Here is a 19,711-nt window from a genome sequence, read left to right as displayed (position 1 = left end):
CCCATTGCGGATGTCGCCGCCCCCATGAAACTACCCTGCCCTTCCCCTCGCCCGCTTGCCATCGCGCTGTGCCTGGCCCTGGCCACGCCGTGCCTGTTGCCGGCCGCCGCCCACGCACAGAATGCTGCCTCCGCCGTTCGCTGGCAGATCCCGGCCGGTCCGCTTGACCAGGCCTTGACCGCGTTCGGTCAGCAGTCCGGCCTGTCCATCGCTGCCGATGCGCGCCTGACCCGCGGCCGGCACAGCGGTGGCGTGCAGGCCTCGCTCAACACCGAGGCCGCGCTGGCACAGCTGCTCACCGGCACCGGCCTTTCGTTCCAGCGTGATGCCAGCGGCGTGGTGCTGCAGGCCGCCCCGGCCACCGACGCCGGCGTACGCCAGATCGGCACCCTGCGCGTGGCCGGCCAGGCCAGCGAAGGTGCTTCGCCGTGGGGGCTTGCCGATGCCGATGCTGTCTACCGTGACAGCGGCTCGCGCGTGCACCTGGACCACCAGCAGCTGGAACGCTTCCGCGGCCAGTCGATCGGCGATGTACTGGCCGGCGCAGTCGGCGTGCACATCGGAGACGTACGCAATGGCGGCGCGCTGGACGTCAACATCCGCGGCCTGCAGGGCCAGAACCGGGTGCCGGTGATCATTGATGGTGGCCAGCAGGCCATCGACGTGTACCGCGGCTATGCCGGCGTGCAGCAGCGCAGCTACCTGGACCCGGACCTGATCAGCGCGATCAGCATCGAGAAAGGGCCGAGCCTGGCCGCCAATGCCGCCAGCGCGATCGGTGGCGTGGTCTACATGGAAACGCTGAAGGCCGAGGACATCCTCGACGACGGCCAGGACTGGGGCCTGCGCGTGCGTGGCGGCGTGGCCGACAACAGCATCGACCGCACCCGTACCTTCAAGCAGATCGCGCGTGGCAGCGACAACCACAACAGCCTGCGCGACCCGCGCGACTGGAACGGCAGCGTGGCCTTCGCCGAGCGCGGCGAAGACTGGCAGCTTGTCGCAGCCTACGCACGGCGCCGCCAGGGCAACTACTTCGCCGGCAGCAACGGCGCCCACCGCTACGACGACCAGCACCTGTCCAGCGGCGGTACCGGCATGTCCAGCCAGGCCGTTTCCAAGCTGTACCACCCGGGCGATGAAGTCCTGAATACCCACACTGACAACGAATCGGCGTTGCTGAAGTTCACCTGGACGCCCAACCCGGACCAGCGCCTAGAGCTGAGCCACCGCTTCTTCAACTCCAGCTTCGGCGAAATCATGCCGTCGGCGATCGGCCGCGTGGGTGAGTCCAACGAATGGGTGACCTACGTGGACAAGGCCAACACCATGTACCAGTTCGAGCCCGGGAAGATGCGGGTCAACGCCACTTCGCTGCGCCATCGTTACCGCCCCGAGGCGCACCCGTGGCTGGACCTGAACAGCACGCTGTGGTTCACCACGGCCACCAGCCGCATGTTCAACAGCAATATCGCCAACACGCCGCTGTTCAAGGACGTGCCCAACGACCAGATGCCCGACACGCTGGGCGAGACCTACGGCCCTGGGCTGCAGTCGGACGTGAAGACCCGGCGTTGGGGCCTGGACAGCAGCAACACCACGCGTTTCAGCAATGATCTGGGCGACTGGACGCTGCGCTATGGCGCGTCCTTCCAGCATGAAGACACCGCACCCAACTCGCCGGTACTGCCGGTGGACTACAACAACAACCGTTACCTGCGATCGGGCACGCGCCGCGAGGCCAGCGTGGTGGCGTCGTTGCAATGGCAGCCGTGGGACTGGCTGTCGCTGACGGCCGGCGGCCGCTTCATCGACTACCGCACCCGCGACCGCAACCGCGTGGCCTTCGTCAGTGAATCGCGCGACCTGCGCTATACCTTCGCGCGCCTGAGCAAGGGCGGCCAGCTGCTGCCAGGCTGGTACAAGGAGTGGTACCCGGATGCACAGGGCAACTACACCTACGACTCGCTGCGGGCCACGCCGTACGGCGACAGCACGCTGGGCCAGAGCTACGATTTCGACGGATTCATCCGCGATCCGCGTGGTGCCAATGGCTTCTACACCAAGCAGATTCCCACCGCCTGGGGCTACAAGCCGGCGATCCGGCGCTCGGGCCACGGCTTCGCACCCTATGCCGAGGCCCGCTTCAACCTCGACGCGGACATGTTCTTCTACGTGAAGTACGCGCAGGGCTGGAAGATGCCCAGTCTGTTCGAATCGACGTTGGGCAACAGCACCTCGGCCCCGGTGGCCGACCTGAAGCCGGAGAAGAACCGTTCCTGGGACATCGGCTTCAGCCTGCTCAAGCAGGACCTGTGGCGTGACGGTGACCGGCTGGCGTTCAAGGTGGCCTGGTTCAAGAACGATATCGACAACGCCATCACCCGCCGCTTCGATTCCAGCAACTGGGCCTTCTACGTCGACAATGTCGACAACTACACGGTGTCGGGCTACGAGCTGCAGTCCGGCTATGACGCCGGCATCGCCTACCTGGACCTGTCGGCCAGCTATTACCAGCGCGCGCGCACCTGCGATGCGGCCACTGCCAAGCGCATGCGCGAAGACCCGTATGCGAAGTGGAGCAAGCTGGACACCACACCGGACTGCGTGGACGGCGGCTTCGGCACCTCGTTCGTCAACGCGCAGAACCCGCCGAAGTACTCGATCCACAGCACGCTGGGCGTCCGCCTGTTCGATAAGCGACTGGATACCGGCATCCGCCGCACCTACAACAGCGGCCCCACCCATGAACTGGACAAGCCCTGGAACACCACCGGCTCCACCGGCCTGCAGAACATCTACCTGCCGACCGCGATCTATGACTTCTATGCGCGCTGGCAGTTCACCCCGAAGGCCGAAGTGGAACTGGTGGTCAGCAACCTGCGCAACGTCTATTACATGGACACGCTGGCGATGAGCCTGATGCCGGGCCCGGGCCGCACCACGCGGCTGAACTTCACCGCACGGTTCTAACTGCTGCAGAAACAGCAACGCCCCGGAGAGATCCTTCGGGGCGCTTGCCTGCGGCGGCTCACGCTCTGGCAGGTGCCAACCTGGGTTGGCACAGCGCTTCCGCACCGGTAGATGCCAGCCTTGGTTGGCACGGCGACGCGTTACTTCGCGGTACTCAGCAGCAGTACCGAGACGGTCACCAATGCGATGCCGACCCAACCGATCGGACGCAGGCGATTGCCGAACAGCAGGCGGCCGCAGGTGGCGGTACCGATCACGCCGATCGCCCCCCACATTGCATAGGCGGTGGCCAGGTCCATGTAGCACACAGCCTGGCCCAGCAGGGCAAAGGCAATCCAGACCATGACGATCGCTCCAACGCCCCAGCGCCAGCGGCGGAAGCCCTCCGACTTGGCCACCATCATGTTGGCGGCGACGTCGATCAGCGCCGAACAGATCACGAAAAACAGGGCCAGGGTGTTCATCAGTGTGCCTCCCCGAGAGTGACGCAGACGATGCCGACCACCGCCAGCACCAGGCCGGCCAGCTGCTGCAGCGACAGGCTTTCACCGAAGACGGTGAGGCCGACCACGGTCAGCAGGGTCAGGCCCAGGCCTTCCCATACCGCGTAGGCCACGCCCACCGCGATGCGGCGCACCGACTGCGCCAGGAAGAAGTAGGACAGCGCCAGCGCGCCGGCCATGACCAGATAGCCGGTCCAGCCGCCATCGCGGGCGGCGTGGGCCATGAACGAGGTGCCGACCACTTCGGCGACGATCGCCACGGTCAGGCAGGCCCAGGCGACCAGCGCGCCACGGGCGGGAACAGTACGGGACATGTGAAGCTCCTTGCAGGGCGGGGACCACGCCGCCTCATCAATGGATCCACGCCGAGCGTGGAGGGTCCGGAACGCCCCGCAGACAGGGGCGACGGCGGCCAGTATCATCGCCTTTTACGGTGGAATCAAAATGGATTCCATCGACAGGAGCGATGGATCAATGCCCTACTCCCCTGAATCCCTGCAGGCCTTCGTGGAAGCCGCGGCGCTGGGCTCGTTCTCGGCTGCGGCGCGACGCCTGCGCAAGACCCAGTCGACAGTCAGTACCGCCATTGCCCACCTGGAAACCGACCTGGGCGTGAGTCTGTTCGATCGCAGCGGGCGCTACCCGCAGCTGACCGAGGCCGGGCGCCAGGTGCTGGGGCACGCGCAGGAGATCCTGGCTGCCGATGCGCGCCTGCAACAGTTGAGCGTGCGCCTGGCCGCACCGGTCGAAGCGCGACTGACCGTGGTGTTCTCCGATGTCTATCAGCTCGATCCCGAACAGCGGATCCTGCAGCGCTTCTCCGAGGCGTTCCCGGAGATCGAACTGGAATGGCTGGATGCGGAGGGTGAGGACGTGCTGGAGCTGGTCGGAAGCGGCCGCGCCGCACTGGGCCTGCTGCCACGACAGGAACACTATCCAGATGGCCTGATGGCCCGGCCGCTGGCCCACCACAGCGAACTGTCGGTGTACGTGGCGCGCGACCATCCGCTGGCCAGCGCCGGGCGTCGCGCCGCCGCTCAGCTGGCGCGGCATCGGCAGGTGCGCCTGAGCGCGGAAGTCGATCAATCGCGCGTGGTCACCGGCCTGGCCTGGACCGCCACCGACTACCTGATGGTGATGGAGATGGCCGAGGACGGCATCGGCTGGGCCGAGCTGCCCCGCGCGCTGGTGCAACGCTACGACCGCGGGCAACTGGTGGAACTGAACCTGCCCGGGTGGCCGCGGCGCATCCACAGCGACCTGCTGTGGCGCCGCGACACGCCTCCCGGACCGGCCGCACTGTGGTGGGCCGACGCGCTTGGATGAGGTAGTGCCGGCCGCTGGCCGGCAATCCCAGTGTCCCGTGGTTGCCGGCCAGCGGCCGGCACTGCCGATCAACGATGGGCGAGCGCGTAATCCAGCGCCGAGCACACCGCCGCCACCTGTGCGTCGTTGCACTGCTGTGGCGCCGCGACACGCCGCCCGGACCGGCCGCACTGTGGTGGGCCGACGCGCTGGGATGAGGTAGTGCCGGCCACTGGCCGGCAATCCCAGTGTCCCGTGGTTGCCGGCCAGCGGCCGGCACTACCGATCAACCATGGGCGAGCGCGTAATCCAGCGCCGAGCACACTGCCGCCACCTGCGCGTCGTTGCACTGCTGTGGCGTCGCGACATGCCGCCGGGACCGGCCGCACTGTGGCGGGCCGACGCACTGGGATGAGGTAGTGCCGGCCGCTGGCCGGCAATCCCAGTGTCCCGTGGTTGCCGGCCAGCGGCCGGCACTACCGATCAATGATGGGCGAGCGCGTAGTCCAGCGCCGAGCACACCGCCGCCACCTGTGCGTCGTTGCACTGCTGTGGCGTCGCGACACGCCGCCCGGACCGGCCGCACTGTGGTGGGCCGACGCACTTGGATGAGGTGAGGTAGTGCCGGGCGCTGGCCGGCAATCCCAGTGTCCCGTGGTTGCCGGCCAGCGGCCGGCACTACCGATCAACGATCGGCGAGCGCGTAATCCAGCGCCGAGCACACCGCTGCCACCTGCGCGTCGTTGCACTGCTGCGGGGTCGCCCGTGGGCTGTCCGGGTAGACCTCGGTGGTGGTGGTGTACTTCGCACCGGTAATGCCGGCGCACAGGCCCAGCTTCACCAGCGGGTACTCGATCACGCCATGGGCCACCACCGGCGAACCGATGATCTCGCCCTTGTCGTCAGCCGGCGCGATGTGGGTGACCTTCTCCACCGCGGCGATCACCGCCTGCTGGAACGCCGCCTGCGGGGCCTCGCTGTCATCCACCAGATAGAAGCCATCGGGAATCAGGCCCGGCTCGAACGGCTTGCCGTCACGCGCGGCCAGCGCCGGGCGGAACTCGCTCTCGTCGCTGTCTGTGGTTTCGTGCAGGTCGATGTGCAGCACGAACTGGCCCTTGTACGGCGCGATCAGTTCGATGACGGCGGTCGATTCGCGGGCCGGGCCGTCGGCGCGGAAGTTGCGGTTCGGGTCGATCGCATCGAAGTTCCAGCGGTTGATGCGCTCGAAGCCCCACGGATTCACGCACGGCGTCACCAGCAGGTTGGCCTTGCCGGCATAGTCGGCGGCGTGCTTTTCGAGGAACTCCAGCGCGCCCATCACGCCGCTGGTCTCATAGCCGTGCACGCCACCGGTGACCAGGGCAGCCGGCAGCGCCGGGTTCCAGTCGCGGCTGCGCAGGGCGAACAAGGTGTAGGTCTCGCCCGCGTAGTCGAGCTGGCCGTAGGCCACCTTGTCAAAGCGCGAAGCCAACGCCTCGATGCGCGGCAGCACCTCTTCGTCATAGCGACGCAGGCGCTGCTGGCGGCCACGCCACGCCTCCCGCTCCGCCGCTCCCCACGGCTGGCCAGGGGTTCCGACGGGGTAGAAAGCAGCTTGGGACATGGCGGATCTCAGCGGGTCAGGAAGCAATCGCCCACTCTACCACCGGGACATCGGCATGAACCGGAGGCGCATTCCAATAGCGAATGGAATCAGCAATAATTCTCATTTACGACCTTCCATAACCCGCACCGATGCCCAACCACGCCCTGCAACCGGCCCGCCTGCCCCTGGCTGCCGCCCTCGCCCTGTGCCTGCTCCCGGCCACCCGCGCCTTCGCCCAGGACGGCGCCACCACGCTGGACAGCATCCGGGTTTCCGGCAGCTGGCTGGGCACCGGCCTGCATGACAGCGTGAAGAGCTTCGCCGGCGCGCGCACGGTGGTCGACCGCCAGCGCATCGAGGCCAGTGGCGCAGCCAGCATCGGCGATGCCATGCGCCGCATCCCCGGCGTGCAGGTCACCGACAACTCCGGCACGGCCGGCAGCTCGGTCTCGCTGAACATCGGCGTGCGCGGCCTGACCGGGCGCTACTCGCCACGCTCGACCGTACTGCTGGACGGCGTGCCGCTGGCGGTGGCGCCGTATGGCCAGCCACAGCTGTCGTTCGCACCGACCAGCCTGTCCAACATCGAATCGATCGACGTGGTGCGCGGCGGCGGCGCGGTGCGCTACGGCCCACAGAACGTGGGCGGCATCATCAACTTCAGCACCCGCGCCATTCCGACCGGCGCGGGCCTGCACGGCGAAGCGGGTGTGCGCTACAGCGCCTACGACCATGGCGGCGGTGACAGCACCCAGTACAACGCCCTCCTCGGCGGCACCGGCGGCAACGGCCTCGGCGCGGCGCTGCTCTACTCCGGCCAGGACGGGCGTGGCTGGCGCCAGGGCAGCGATGACCGCTTCAACGACCTCGCGCTGAAGTTCGCCTATGCCATCGACGAACAGCAGGAACTGCGCGCCAAACTGTCCTACTACGATGTGCGTTCGCTGACCCCGGGCGGCCTGACCCGCGCCCAGTACGAGGCCGATCCGTTCCAGAACACCCGCCCCACCGATTTCTGGAAGGGCCACCGCACCGGCATCGACCTGGGCTACACCAACACGCTGTCGGCCAACAGCGAGTTCGAGGTGCTGGCCTATTACAACGAAAGCAGCCGCGCCAGCTCGCTGATCAACGCCGCCAACACCCAGCTGACCGTGCAGCCGCGTGACTACCGCGTACTCGGCATCGAGCCGCGCTACACCCAGCGCCTGCACTGGGGCGCCAGCGTGCACGACATCACCGCCGGCTACCGCTTCCTGCGCGAACGTGGCAACGACCGCAGCTACGTCGTCACCCGCCGCACCGGCGTGGCCAGCGCCACCAACCGCTTCGACAACGCCACCGACGCCCACGCATTCTACATCGACGACCGCATTGCGATCGGCCAGTGGCGGATCACCCCGGGCGTGCGCATGGAATGGATCGACATGGACCGCCGCCAGGCCGGTGGCACGGCGACCTTCAGCAGCCGCAACGACAAGGCCCTGCCCTCTCTCAACATCGCCTACCTGCTGACCCCGCAGCTGACCGTGTTCGGCAACTACACCACCTCGTTCGGGCCGGTGCAGAACATCCAGCTGAATTCGCAGACCGCCAGCAATCCGCTGAACCCGGAAGTTGCAAAGACCACCGAACTCGGTGCGCGCTGGCAGGACGGTGCACTGCGCGCGGAAGTAACCGTGTTCAAGATGCGCTTCGACAACCAGATCCTGCAGGTGCCGGGGATCACTCCGCCGACTTTCCAGAACATCGGCGCCACCGATCACAAGGGTGTGGAGAGCGCACTGGAATACCGCTTCGCCGAGGACAGTGCGCTGGCCGGGCTGGAGCTGTACGCCAACTACACCTGGACCAAGGCGATCCAGCAGTCCGGCGACAACCGTGGCCTGGACGTGCCCTTCTACGCGCGCGACACCGACAGCGTCGGCGCCCGCTACGCACTGGCCGGCTGGACCTTCAATGTCTCCAGCACCCACCAGAGCGGCCAGTACGCCGACGCCGCCAACACCTGGGCCGAGAGCGCCGATGCGCGCGTGGGCCGCGTGCCGGGTGTTCGCCTGTGGAACGCGCAGGTGGCCTGGCAGGTGCCGGGACTGGGTGACAGCGAGATCGCGCTGGGCGTGAACAACCTGGCCGACAAGCGCTGGTACACCCGCAACGTCGATGGCAACGCCGGCCGCATGGTGGCCGCGCCGCGTACCTTCTACGTGCAGGGCCGCTACCGCTTCTGAAGCGGTAATCGCCCGATGCAGTGACGGTGGCGATCACGGTGGCGGCGTATCATGCCGCCACCATGTCACCGTCTGCTTTGCCATCGCGCCTGCATCTGGCCTTCCAGGGCCTGCGCCTGCGACTGCGTGGCAGTGATCTGTGGTTCATCGCACTCGCGCTGCTGGTCGGCCTGATCGCCGGCTACCTGACCCTGCTGCAGTCGGGCATCGCGCGCTGGTTGCAGGGCACGCTGTATGGGCTGGATGAAGGCATGCGCCTGAGCTCCCTGCCCTCGCTGACCTGGACCGCGCTGCTGGTGCTGCCACTGGGCGGCCTGCTGGTCGGCCTGGTCAGCCTGGCCGCGACGCGGCTTAAGCGCCCCCTGCTCGATGCGGTGGAAGCCAATGCCCTGCATGGCGGCCGCATGTCGATGCGCGACAATCTGATCGTGCTGACCCAGACCCTGCTGTCCAATGGCTGCGGCGCCTCGGTCGGGTTGGAGGCTTCGTATACGCAGATGGGTGCCGGCAGCGGCTCGCAGCTGTGCCGGGTGATGCGCCTGCGTCGCAACGACGTGCGCATCCTGGTCGGTGCCGGTGCCGCCGGTGCCATCGCCGCCGCCTTCGGTGCGCCATTGGCTGGTGCGTTCTATGCCTTCGAAATCGTCATTGGCGCCTACACCCCGGCCGCACTGGCACCGGTGGCCGTCGCCGCGCTGGCCGGTGCGTTCGTGGCCGACCAGGCTGGCATCGAGGCCTACCTGCTGCCCGCTGCCTCTACCATCGACGTGCGCGCCGCCGACTACGCCATCTACGGCCTGCTCGGCTGCTGCTGCGCGATGGTCGGCATTGTCATCATGCGCCTGATCGCTTCGATCGAAGGCACGGTCAAGCGCAGTCCATTGCCGCTGTGGGGTCGCCCGGTGGTGGGCGGCCTGCTGCTGATCCCGCTGGCCCTGGCCAGCCCGCAGGTGCTCTCGTCCGGCCATGGCGCGCTGCACCTGGACCTGACTACCCACCTGCCGTTGATCTGGATCGGCGGCCTGCTGACCCTGAAGTGCCTGGCCTCCGGCATCTCTCTCGGGTTTGGTTTCCGTGGCGGCCTGTTCTTCGCCTCGCTGTTCATGGGCACCCTGGTCGGCGCCCTGTTCGCCGGCCTGCTGGCGATGGCCACCGGCGTGCCGGTGGTCGACGCCACGTCCGCCGCGCTGGCCGGCATGGCAGCGTTGGCCGCGGCGGTGGTCGGCGCGCCCATGACCATGGCCATGCTGGTGCTGGAAGGCACCCACGACTTCCTGCTGACCAGCGTGGTGATGAGCGCGGTGCTGGTGTCCAGCACGCTGGTACGGCAGTGGTTCGGCTACTCGTTCTCGACCTGGCGCATGCACCTGCGCGGCGAGACCATCAAGAGCGCCCGCGACGTCGGCTGGGTGCAGAACCTCAACGCCGGCCGGCTGATGCGCAAGGGCGTGGCCACCGCGCCGGCCGATCTCGATGCCGCCGCGTTCCGCCAGCGCTTCCCGCTGGGTTCGGGCAGCCGGGTGATCCTGATCGACAGCGAAGGCCACTACGCCGGCATCGTGCAGATTCCGCGCGTCTACGGCGACGGCGTGAAGCCGGAAACCACGATTGGCGAGCTGGCCGAGAACCGTGATGTGTCGCTGTCGCCAGCCGCGGACGTGGTCAGCGTGATGCAGCGCTTCGACCAGACCCAGGCCGACGAACTGGCCGTGGTCACCGCCGACGGCCAGGTGCTGGGCGTGGTCTCTGAAGCCTTCGTACGCAAGCGCTACGCCGAGGAACTGGACAAGCGCCAGCGCGAACTGATGGGCGAGCGCGTCGAGGACACCGACTGATCCCGCAAAAAGGGGACGGAGGGGATTAAGTCGTTTCTGGCACCTGACTAACCACGCGTGGCGTGGACCGCTGGAAATCCACGCATGGCGTGGCTCTACTGTCACCTCGACCGGGTAGACTCCGGCCATGCGCTTCATTGAGACCTTCCAGGCCGGTCCCTTCGCCGACACCGTGGTGAGCCTGCTGGCCGCCTTCGTGCTGGGCACGCTGATCGGCGCCGAGCGCCAGTACCGGCAACGCACCGCCGGCCTGCGCACCAACGTGCTGGTCGCCGTCGGCGCCGCGGCCTTCGTCGACCTGGGCATGCGCATCGCCGGCAGCGCCGAGGCGGTGCGGGTGATCTCCTACGTGGTCTCCGGCGTCGGCTTCCTAGGTGCCGGCGTGATCATGAAGGAAGGCATGAACGTGCGCGGCCTGAACACCGCCGCCACCCTGTGGTGCTCGGCGGCGGTGGGCAGCTGCACCGGCGCGGACATGCTGGCCGAAGGCGTGCTGCTGACCGTGCTGATCATCGCCGGCAACACCCTGCTGCGGCCGCTGGTGAATGCGATCAACCGTATCCCGATCAACGAGGCCGCCACCGAAGCCACCTACGAAGTGCGCCTGAGCGTGGATGCCGAAGCCGTGCCGCGCGTGCGCGAGCGTCTCGTCGATGCGCTGGAGGCTGCGCAGTATCCGGTCGGCGACGTGCAGGTCGTCGAGCATGCCGATGCGCCCACCGATGTGATCGCGGTACTGGTCAGTACCGCCGTGAGTGCCGATGAGCTGGATGTGGTGCTGGCGCGGATGGAGCACGTGCCGGGCGTGCTGCACGCCACCTGGGAAGTCAGCACCCGCGATTGATTCATCCACGCATGGCGTGGATCTACCGAGGTCGTGGTGAAGTAGATCCACGCCATGCGTGGATGCTCTCTCACCCGCCCGCCATGCGCTGCTGTGCGCGCAGCAGCTTGCGGAATGAACCGCACTGCCGCGCGTCCTGCGCTTCCGGGCAGGCCGCCGCGCGCTGCAGGTGCCGGCGCACCCGCTGCAGCTGGGCGATCTGCCGCTGCAGCACATCGGCCTGTGCCAGCAGCGCCTCACGGTCCAGCGAGATACATCCATCCTGCGGCGGCAGCGACAACCCGATCTGCTGCAGCGACAACCCGGCCGCCTGGCCAAGACCGATCAGCGCCAGCCGTTCCAGCACGCGCTCGTCGTACTGCCGGCGCAGGCCGCGACGGCCCAGTGCCTGCAGCAGCCCAAGCTGTTCGTAGTAGCGCAGGGTCGAGGCCGGCACGCCACTGCGCTTGACCACCTCGCCGATATCCAGTTCACGCACGGGCTTGACCTCAAGTGACCTTCAAGCGCCAACCTATGGGCGACTTCCCCGCAAGGCAAGACCATGACCAGTACATCCCCCGTTGATCAGAACGCGCTGTGGAACGGCCCCGGCGGTCAGATCTGGGTTGCGCAGCAGGCCATCCTCGACGGCCTGTTCCAACCCCTGGCCGACCTGCTGGTCGACGAACTGCCCGACACCGTCACGCAACTGCTGGATGTAGGCTGCGGGACCGGTGCCAGCCTGCTGGCATCAGCCGCCGCACGCCCGTCGGCGCACTGCACCGGCCTGGACATCTCCGCGCCGATGCTGGCGCTGGCCCGTCAACGCGCCGAGGCGGCAGGACTGGACGCAGACTTCATCGTCGCCGACGCACAGCAGCATCCGTTGCCCACCGCGCACTTCGACTGGATCCAATCTCGGTTGGGCGTGATGTTCTTCGAAGATACCGAGGCCGCCTTCGCCAACCTGCACCGTGCCGCGCGACCGGGTGCCGGCCTGCGTTTCATCGCCTGGCGCAGCGCAGCGGAGAACCCGTTCATGACAACGGCCGAACGCGCCATTGGCGATGAACTCGATCTACCCCCACGCGCGCCCGGCGCACCGGGCCAGTTCGCCTTTGCCGATGGCGAGCGTGTGCAGCACCTGCTGCAGGCCGCCGGCTGGAATGACGTGGAGGTTGTTGCGGTAGACCTGCCCTGCTCGCTCGCCCGCGAAGACCTGCCGACCTATGTCGGCCAGCTGGGCCCGTTGGGCCTGGCACTGCGCAATCTGCCCGAAGACCGGGCCACCTCGCTCCGGAACAAGGCGGTAGCGGCATTCACCCCGTTCATCGAGGGCGACCGCGTACGCGTGGATGCCGCCTGCTGGCTGGTCCGCGCCCGCGCCTAGGAAAAGGGGACGGAGGGGATTAAGTCGCTCTTGCCCCGAGCGTGCCGGAAACGACTTAATCCCCTCCGTCCCCTTTTTCCCTACAGCGCCTCGCCGGCGTCGGCCAGGCGCGATTCGATCAGCGCATACCACTGCTGCAGCACGTCGATCAGCATGTCCAGCTCGGCGTCGGTACGCTGTGCGCGGCCACTGCGCAGGCAGGCCTGGGCTTCCTGCAGCTGGGCCAGGAACCCGGCCACGGTGTCTGCCTGCAGGATCAGCCCCGGCAGGCGCCGCCCGGGAATGCGTACCACGGCATGGTTGCCGAGCTGGCCGTACACGCTGAGTGTGGTTTCCGTCTTCATGGAAAGAGGCAGGAATTGAGCGTTCATCGCGTGCACCATGGGAAACCTGAGCCGCCGGCAGGCGTGGTCAACGGGGGAGACGTAACCACGTCCTGCCGACGGTCAGGGGGGACTCGGGATACCGGGGCATGGCCCCGGTGCGGGACTCTCAGCGCGGTTGGGCGATCCCAGCGATCTGCACGCGACGGTTCGGCGCCAGGCAGGCGATCAGCTCGCGCCGATTGCGCTGCTCGCACTGCACGATCGGCTCGGCTGCGCCCCGCCCTTCGGCGCTGATGCTGGCCGCAGGCACCCCGCCCTGCACCAGCGCGCTGCGTACGGCCTCGGCACGTCGCTGCGACAGGGTCTGGTTGTAGCTGGCACTGCCGATACGGTCGGTGTACCCGGTCACCCGGATCGACTGCACCTGCGCAGCCTCGCGCACCTGCGCCAGGATGCCCTGCACCGCCTGCTGGCCTTCGGCGCTGAGTACCGCGCTGTCGAATCCGAACAGCGCGTCGGCCGACAGCCGCAGGGGTTGCTCCGGCAGCGGTGCCGGTGCAGGCGGCGCCGGTGGCCGTGGCGGTTCGATCACCGCCGCGCACGATTCCGGCTTCCAGTAGCCCCCCTGGGCGATGCCCTTGCTGTCGAAGCGCACCTGGAACTGGCAGGTGAAATACTCCGCGCCCTGCGCGGTGCGGAAGTTGAACAGGTAGTTCCACTCGCGCACGCCCCACATGCCTTCGTTGAAGTGCGGCGTGCCCAGCAAGGTATACAGCTGCCGCTTGCTCATGCCCGGCGCGAATCTGCGCAGGTCGGCGACGTCGGGATAGATGCCCTCCTTCAACGAAGCCTTCGACGCCTCCGGGAACTGCACGGCGGTGGTGTCGGCAGGACGGTCGGCGGCCGGCGCATGGCTGCGGCAGGCGGCCAGCAGGCCCATCCCCAGGACCAGGCCAAGCACTGCGGCCATCTGGCCGGTGCGGGCGATGCGATGCTGTTTCATGTCATTCCCCCCTTTGGACGTTTCCGCGATGCCGGGCCGCGCGTGCGGCCCGGCCGCGGGGATCACCACTGGATGCCGGCACCGACGGCCACACCGGCCTCGCCACGGCTGTTGGTGGAGCCGCTGAACTTGTAGATCCAGCGACCACCTTCAGAGACACCGGAGATACCGATCGCCACGCCGGACTCGCCGTTGTAGCTGCCAGCGGCGACCGAGGCCATGCTGCGGCCCGCTTCGCTGGGCTGCGGCAGCGCTGCGGTGGCCATCGCCGACGCGATACCGGCCGACGCGCGGTTGTCGGTCTTGCGCAGGTCGCGCTCGAAGCCGCCCATGCGCTCGTCGGTGTACGCCTTCGACCAATCCAGGGTCTGCGCCATGCCCGACTTCAGCTGGTCCACGTTGACCGCGTCGGTACCGGCGGTGCCGGCGGCGACGTTGCGCACCGTGGTCGGGCCGCTGCTGGTGCTGCCCAGGGTGACGCTGTTGTAGTTGGTCGCACCGTTCACCGTGGTGTCGTAGCGGATCGTGCCCTGCTGCGAGGCCTGCAGCTGGCGTACGTTGACCGCATCGGTGGCCTGCGAACCGTCGGCCACGTTGACCACCTGGCGTTCGGCACCAGCGGCACCCACCGAGACCGTGTTGGCCCGGTTCGCCACCGAACCCGCACCCAGCGCCACCGAGTTGTCGGCCTGCGCCTGCGAACCATTGCCCAGCGCGGTCGAGTTGGCGCCGGCTGCGGTTGAGCCTGCACCACCGGCGGCCGAGTTGGCACCGCTGGCGGACGGGTCGGCCAGGTTGTTGGTGTTGTTGGCGCGGAAGCTGCCGGCCACGTTGGTGATGTTCTGGATCTTCTGGTCGGTGTACTTCTTCGATTCGTCGATGGCGTAGTTCACGCCGTTCTTCAGCTGGCCGACATTGGTTGCGTCGTACGTATCGGAACCGTCGGCGACATGGGTGATCTTGCGCTCGCTGCCAGTATTGCCGACCGAGACCTCACCGGCCGAGTTGCTGGCGCCGGTCTGGCCGTAGGCACCGGTGTAGCCGCTCTGCGCACCGACGCTGGCCACCGAACCTGCACCCAGTGCCACGCTGTTGCCGGCACTGGCGCTGGCGCCGTTGCCGACCGCCACGCTGTTGGCACCGGCCGCACTGGCCTGCGGGCCGACCGCCACCGCCTCCGCCCCGGCCGCCGTTGCGGCCGCTGCCGTCGAGTTCACCGCCAGGTAGGCACTGCCACCGCCGCCGTTGGTGATGCGCTGGTTGAGGACCTTCAGCGAGCCGTCCACCGCAGTGAAGGCGGCGGTGACATTGTTGTAGTCGCCGCTGGTGAAAGTGCCATCGGTGGCGATGCTGGAGATGCTGAACTTCGGCGCGGTCCACACGTTGGTGGTGCCGTTGTACGCGGTGGTGCCACCGAAGTAGTTGGCGATGGTGCTGTGGGTGCTGAACAGCTGGTCGCCGGTGATGGCATCGCTGCTGCCGGCCAGGATGCTGCCGGCGGCGACGTTGGTGATCTTCACCGTGCCGGTACCGGTGCCCGTCAGCGTCACGCTGTTGAGCACGTTGCCGCTGCCGTCGATGTCGTACTTCACGGCCAGCTTGTCGATCTCGCCGGTCTGGTCGGCAACGTTGGCCAGCGAATTGCTGACCGCGTCGAAGGCGGTACCGACGTCGTTGTAGTTGCCCTTGGTAATCGTGCCGTTGGCGGCCACGTTGTTGATCGAGTAGGTCGGTGCGGTCAGCACGCCGCTGGCGTTGACCGCCGCGCCACCTCCGAGGTGGGTGGCAACGGCCTGGTTGGCCGCAAACAGCTGGGCACCGTTGATGGCCTCGCTGCTGGTGGCGCTGACCTGGCCCGGGCCCAGGTTGCGCAGCGTGGTGGCGGTGCCGCTCTGGCCCAGCGTGGCACTGGCGTAGTTGACGCTGCCGTCGCCGTTGAGGTCATAGCGCAGGGCGCCCTGCTCCGACGCCTGCAGCTGGCCCAGGTTGACCGCATCGGTCGCGGCGGTACCGGCGGCCATGTTGGTGACCTGGCGTTCGGCACCGGCCGCACCGATGGACACGCTGTTGGCACGGTCGGCCAGGCTGCCGGCACCCACCGCGATACTGTTGGCGGCGGTGGCGCGGGCGTTGGTACCGACCGCGATCGAGTCGGCGCCGGTGGCCAGCGCCTCGGTACCGGTCGAGTTCACCCGCAGGTACTTGGTGCCACCGTTGCGGATATCGGTGATCTGCGTGTTGAGATTGACCAGCGAGCCGTCGACCGCGGCGAAAGCATCGGTGGCGTTCTCATACAGGCCCTTGGCGATGGCGCCGCCGGTGGAGATGGTGCTGATCTCGAACAGCGGTGCAGTGAACGCGCCGCTGGCCGGATCGAAGGCCGCGCGGCCGCCGAAGAAGCTGGCGATGGCAGCATTGGTCGCCGCCAGCTGGCCGCCATTGACCGCTTCCAGACTGCCGGCAGTGACTGCGCCGCCGGCGAGGTTGCCGATGGTGGTGGTGCCGGTGCCCGCCCCGAGCGTGACACGGCGATAGTTCGGATTGCCGCCAGCATCCAGGTCGTAGGTGACGGCGGCATCGGCCACGCCGTTGATCAGGCTGATCGCGCCCTTCAGCTGGGCTACGTTGACCGCATCGGTGTTGACGCTACCGGCAGCCACGTTGGTGATCTGGCGCTCGCCACCACCGGCGGTGCCCACCGACACTTCGCCCGCCGAAACCTGCGGAGCAGTCAGGCCGTAAGCACTGTAGCTGGCCTGCGCGCCGCGCAGTGCGGCCGAGCGGTAGCCCAGTGCGACCGAGTTGGCCTGGTTGGAGGTGGCTTCAGCACCGAGCAGGGTCTGCCCGTTTGCGGTACCGACGGCACTGTCGCCGACGATCACCGAATGGCCCATGCGCGCAGCGTAGTCGGCGGTCGGCACACCGGTCGGATTGCTCGGGTCGTTGACCCCATCACCCGGGAAGGCGACGTTGGCATCGACCTTCGGCAATTCGTGCCGTGCATTGGCACCGATCACCACTTCCTTCGAACCGTTGGCGAAGGCGCCATCGCCCATCAGCACCTGGTAGTCCTGCGCGGCGTTCACGGCCCAGCACGAGATGTCAGCCAAGGCGACGTCCAGGCACTTGGCGGCCCACGCCGGCGAGTCCTTCGGCAGCAGCAGGCCCAGCAGGCCACCCGGATTGCCGTTGTTGATGTTGTAGATGTAGCTGTCGGAGGTGACGCCACCGATCAGGGTCAGGTGCGAGCTGCCACCGGTAGCGGCACCGCCCAGCCCGTTGAGGGTGCTGCCGACCGGCGACAGGTTGACCACGGGCAGGCCCAGCACATTGACCGTCGAGTAGGTCTGCATCACGTTGGCATTGCTGAGCTTGAGGTTGCCGTTGCTCAGGTAGCCATCACCACCGAACAGGCTGGTGGTGGTCGGGCCGATCAGCTGCCCGACATTGCCGACCAGGCCGCCGGTGCCGATGATCAGGCCCGCGTTCGGATCGGCCGGAGCCGGCGCCTTCGGGCTGGTGGGCGGGATCGCCGAGGGCTTGGTCAGGCCGAGGCCGCCGAGCGTGCCGCCGACCAGGCCGCCGACCGCGCTGCCCAGATTGCCGAGGGTGCCATTGAGGTTGCCGTTGAGCAGGTTGCCCACGGCACTGCCGACGTTGCCGAGCGTGTTGCCCAGCAGGCCACCCAGGCCAGTGCCGGAGCCGGTGGCGCCATTGAGCAGACCGCCGACGGAACCGACGGTGTTGTTGAGCGTGCCGCCGACCGCAGTGCCGACGCTGCCAACCGTGCCGCCGACTGCGCCACCCACGCTGCCGACGGTGCCATTGAGGGCACCACCGACCGTGCCACCGACGCTGCCTACGGTGCCGTTCAGTGCGCCGCCAACGGCGCCCACGGTGTTGTTGAGCGCGCCGCCCACGGCACCGCCGACGCTGCCGACAGTGCCATTCAGGGCTCCGCCGACCGCACCACCGACGCTGCCTACGGCGCCATTCAGTGCGCCACCCACCGCGCCTACAGTGTTGTTGAGCGTGCCGCCCACGGCACCGCCGACGCTGCCGACCGTGCCATTCAGGGCTCCGCCGACTGCGCCACCCACGCTGCCCACGGCTCCGTTCAGTGCGCCGCCAACGACGCCCACGGTGTTGTTGAGCGTGCCGCCTACGGCGCCGCCCACGCTGCCAACCGTGCCATTCAGGGCACCACCGACCGTACCACCGACGCTGCCTACGGCGCCGTTCAGTGCACCGCCTACGGCGCCCACGGTGTTGTTGAGCGTGCCGCCCACGGCACCGCCGACGCTGCCGACCGTACCATTCAGGGCGCCGCCGACCGCACCACCGACGGTGCCTACGGTGCCGTTCAGTGCGCCGCCAACGGCGCCCACGGTGTTGTTGAGCGCGCCGCCCACGGCACTGCCGACGCTGCCGACCGTGCCATTGAGGGCACCACCGACCGTACCACCGACGCTGCCTACGGTGCCATTCAGTGCGCCACCCACGGCGCCCACCGTGTTGTTGAGCGTGCCGCCTACGGCGCCGCCCACGCTGCCGACCGTGCCATTGAGGGCACCACCGACCGCGCTGCCGACCGTACCGACGGTGCCGTTGAGCGCACCACCGACGGCATTGCCTGCGGCGCCGACCGCACTACCCACCAGCCCACCGACACCCAGTGCGCTGTTCTGCGCCGCAACCGTTGCCTGGCCGGCCAGTTTCAGATTGCGATCGGCAACCACTTCCTGGCCATTCGGCGCCTGCACGCGCACCTTGCCGGCAGCACCAGCATCGAATGCTGCGGTGATCGCGCGATCGTGGGTTTCTCCCGGCAGTTCCTCCTTGGCGGGCAGCGTAATCGCCGCCGTCGCCTTTACCTGGCCCTGGGCGTCGATCTGGTGGCCTGCCACCTTCAGCTTCGAATCCAGCGCCCCATCCACAGAAGCCTTCAGACCCCGCAGTGCGCCCGTCGGCGCGCCGCTGATGCCGGCGGCCGCCTTTGCACCGGTATCGATTGATGCCACCTGCGCGCCGCCAAGACCGATGTTGGCATTCGCTCGGACATCAGCGGCAAGCCTTGGCACGGCGACCTGCTTCGGCGCCGTGTTCGCGGCCAGCTTGACCTGCACGGAGGCCGGCAGCACGTCACGCACCACCGGCAGCGACGCGGTGCTCAACTGCAGGCCGACACGCGCATCCGCGCTGATCGCCGGGCTGCTGTGGGCCTGGCTTGCGGCAGCCGCGAGGGCTACCTCGGCATCGACCTTGACTGGCATTGGCTGGGTGTACTTGGCTGCAAGAGCCTGCAGATCACGCAGCGACTGATTGGATTCGGATGCTCCCGCGTGGCCACTGGCCATCACGCACAGCAGGGCCAGGGCGAGCGTGGTGGGCATCAGCAGGAAGGCGCGCGGATCCCGCGCGGCACTGCCGCCGCTGTCGCCGGTGGCCAGTTCCGAGGCCACAACCAGAGCATTGAGCTGGCGGTTCCATACACGCCGGTAGATGCGATTCATGAGCACTTCCCCCGTAGGCGAACAACTTGAATGTCAGTGGACTTGCCGTTAGGCAGGTGACTGACATTTCAGCGTTTGCAACGGTGGCTGCGCACTTCATTCCGGCACGGCAATCGCGCATTCCGGCAAATCCACGGCCGGAATCGGCAGCGGGCTATGCAGAAGCGGCAACGATATCGGCAAGCGCATGGGCAATTCCGGCAGAAACCACCCCGAAACCC

The 19,711-nt window shown here is 68.0% G+C and carries 13 protein-coding genes; 6 read left to right on the top strand and 7 right to left on the bottom strand.

The window, feature by feature from the left end; all coding sequences use genetic code 11:
- Positions 1-24 precede the first annotated feature (24 nt).
- Positions 25-2,973: a TonB-dependent receptor gene (locus tag AC5P9N_RS04750; protein ID WP_099484270.1), complete on the top strand. Its 2,949-nt coding sequence runs from the start codon at positions 25-27 to the stop codon at positions 2,971-2,973.
- Positions 2,974-3,113: 140 nt separating this feature from the next.
- Here the strand turns inward: AC5P9N_RS04750 and AC5P9N_RS04745 are convergent, their stop codons facing one another.
- Together AC5P9N_RS04745 and AC5P9N_RS04740 are read right to left on the bottom strand one after the other, a co-directional pair.
- Positions 3,114-3,437 carry a DMT family transporter gene (locus tag AC5P9N_RS04745; protein WP_099484271.1) on the bottom strand — a complete coding sequence of 108 codons (324 nt, stop codon included), beginning with the start codon at positions 3,435-3,437 and terminating at the stop codon, positions 3,114-3,116.
- Positions 3,437-3,790 carry an SMR family transporter gene (locus tag AC5P9N_RS04740; protein ID WP_005409979.1) on the bottom strand — a complete coding sequence of 118 codons (354 nt, stop codon included), beginning with the start codon at positions 3,788-3,790 and terminating at the stop codon, positions 3,437-3,439. The genes AC5P9N_RS04745 and AC5P9N_RS04740 overlap by 1 nt, the downstream gene beginning before the upstream one ends.
- Positions 3,791-3,950: 160 nt before the next feature.
- Here AC5P9N_RS04740 and AC5P9N_RS04735 point away from each other — a divergent pair, with 160 nt between their 5' ends.
- On the top strand, positions 3,951-4,802 hold the full coding sequence (locus AC5P9N_RS04735) for a LysR family transcriptional regulator (RefSeq protein WP_060380116.1): 852 nt from the start codon (positions 3,951-3,953) through the stop codon (positions 4,800-4,802).
- A gap of 664 nt (positions 4,803-5,466) precedes the next feature.
- On the opposite strand, the gene AC5P9N_RS04730 is transcribed toward AC5P9N_RS04735, so the two are convergent.
- Positions 5,467-6,387, bottom strand: coding sequence for a M14 family metallopeptidase (locus AC5P9N_RS04730; RefSeq protein ID WP_099484273.1), 921 nt, complete (start codon positions 6,385-6,387; stop codon positions 5,467-5,469).
- A gap of 131 nt (positions 6,388-6,518) precedes the next feature.
- Between AC5P9N_RS04730 and AC5P9N_RS04725 the strand changes: the two genes are divergently transcribed.
- The 3 genes from AC5P9N_RS04725 to AC5P9N_RS04715 all read left to right on the top strand — a co-directional run bounded on the left by AC5P9N_RS04725 (position 6,519) and on the right by AC5P9N_RS04715 (position 11,279).
- Positions 6,519-8,600: a TonB-dependent receptor family protein gene (locus AC5P9N_RS04725; protein WP_099484274.1), complete on the top strand. Its 2,082-nt coding sequence runs from the start codon at positions 6,519-6,521 to the stop codon at positions 8,598-8,600.
- A gap of 62 nt (positions 8,601-8,662) precedes the next feature.
- Positions 8,663-10,435: a chloride channel protein gene (locus AC5P9N_RS04720; RefSeq protein WP_239498903.1), complete on the top strand. Its 1,773-nt coding sequence runs from the start codon at positions 8,663-8,665 to the stop codon at positions 10,433-10,435.
- A 127-nt stretch (positions 10,436-10,562) separates the two neighbouring features.
- Entirely contained in the window at positions 10,563-11,279 is a 717-nt protein-coding gene (locus tag AC5P9N_RS04715) for an MgtC/SapB family protein (protein WP_005409984.1), read from the top strand.
- Between the two features lie 70 nt (positions 11,280-11,349).
- Here AC5P9N_RS04715 and AC5P9N_RS04710 read toward each other — a convergent pair whose 3' ends face one another.
- Positions 11,350-11,757, bottom strand: coding sequence for a MerR family transcriptional regulator (locus AC5P9N_RS04710; RefSeq protein ID WP_043035273.1), 408 nt, complete (start codon positions 11,755-11,757; stop codon positions 11,350-11,352).
- 63 nt (positions 11,758-11,820) lie between these two features.
- Between AC5P9N_RS04710 and AC5P9N_RS04705 the strand changes: the two genes are divergently transcribed.
- Positions 11,821-12,648, top strand: a complete 828-nt coding sequence (locus tag AC5P9N_RS04705; RefSeq protein WP_049430205.1) for a class I SAM-dependent methyltransferase — start codon at positions 11,821-11,823, stop codon at positions 12,646-12,648.
- A gap of 80 nt (positions 12,649-12,728) precedes the next feature.
- Here AC5P9N_RS04705 and AC5P9N_RS04700 read toward each other — a convergent pair whose 3' ends face one another.
- The 3 genes from AC5P9N_RS04700 to AC5P9N_RS04690 form a co-directional block, all read right to left on the bottom strand.
- Positions 12,729-13,019, bottom strand: coding sequence for a DUF6959 family protein (locus tag AC5P9N_RS04700; protein WP_019659952.1), 291 nt, complete (start codon positions 13,017-13,019; stop codon positions 12,729-12,731).
- Positions 13,020-13,140: 121 nt separating this feature from the next.
- A complete protein-coding gene (locus AC5P9N_RS04695) occupies positions 13,141-13,977 on the bottom strand; it encodes an OmpA family protein (RefSeq protein ID WP_005409988.1) in 837 nt (278 codons plus the stop codon).
- Positions 13,978-14,039: 62 nt separating this feature from the next.
- A complete protein-coding gene (locus AC5P9N_RS04690; RefSeq protein WP_099484275.1) occupies positions 14,040-19,490 on the bottom strand; it encodes an ESPR-type extended signal peptide-containing protein in 5,451 nt (1,816 codons plus the stop codon).
- Between the last annotated feature and the right edge of the window lie 221 nt (positions 19,491-19,711).

The organism is Stenotrophomonas sp. YJH_SMC_6, assembly GCF_059371335.1.
This window is presented reverse-complemented; position numbering and strand designations above follow the sequence as displayed.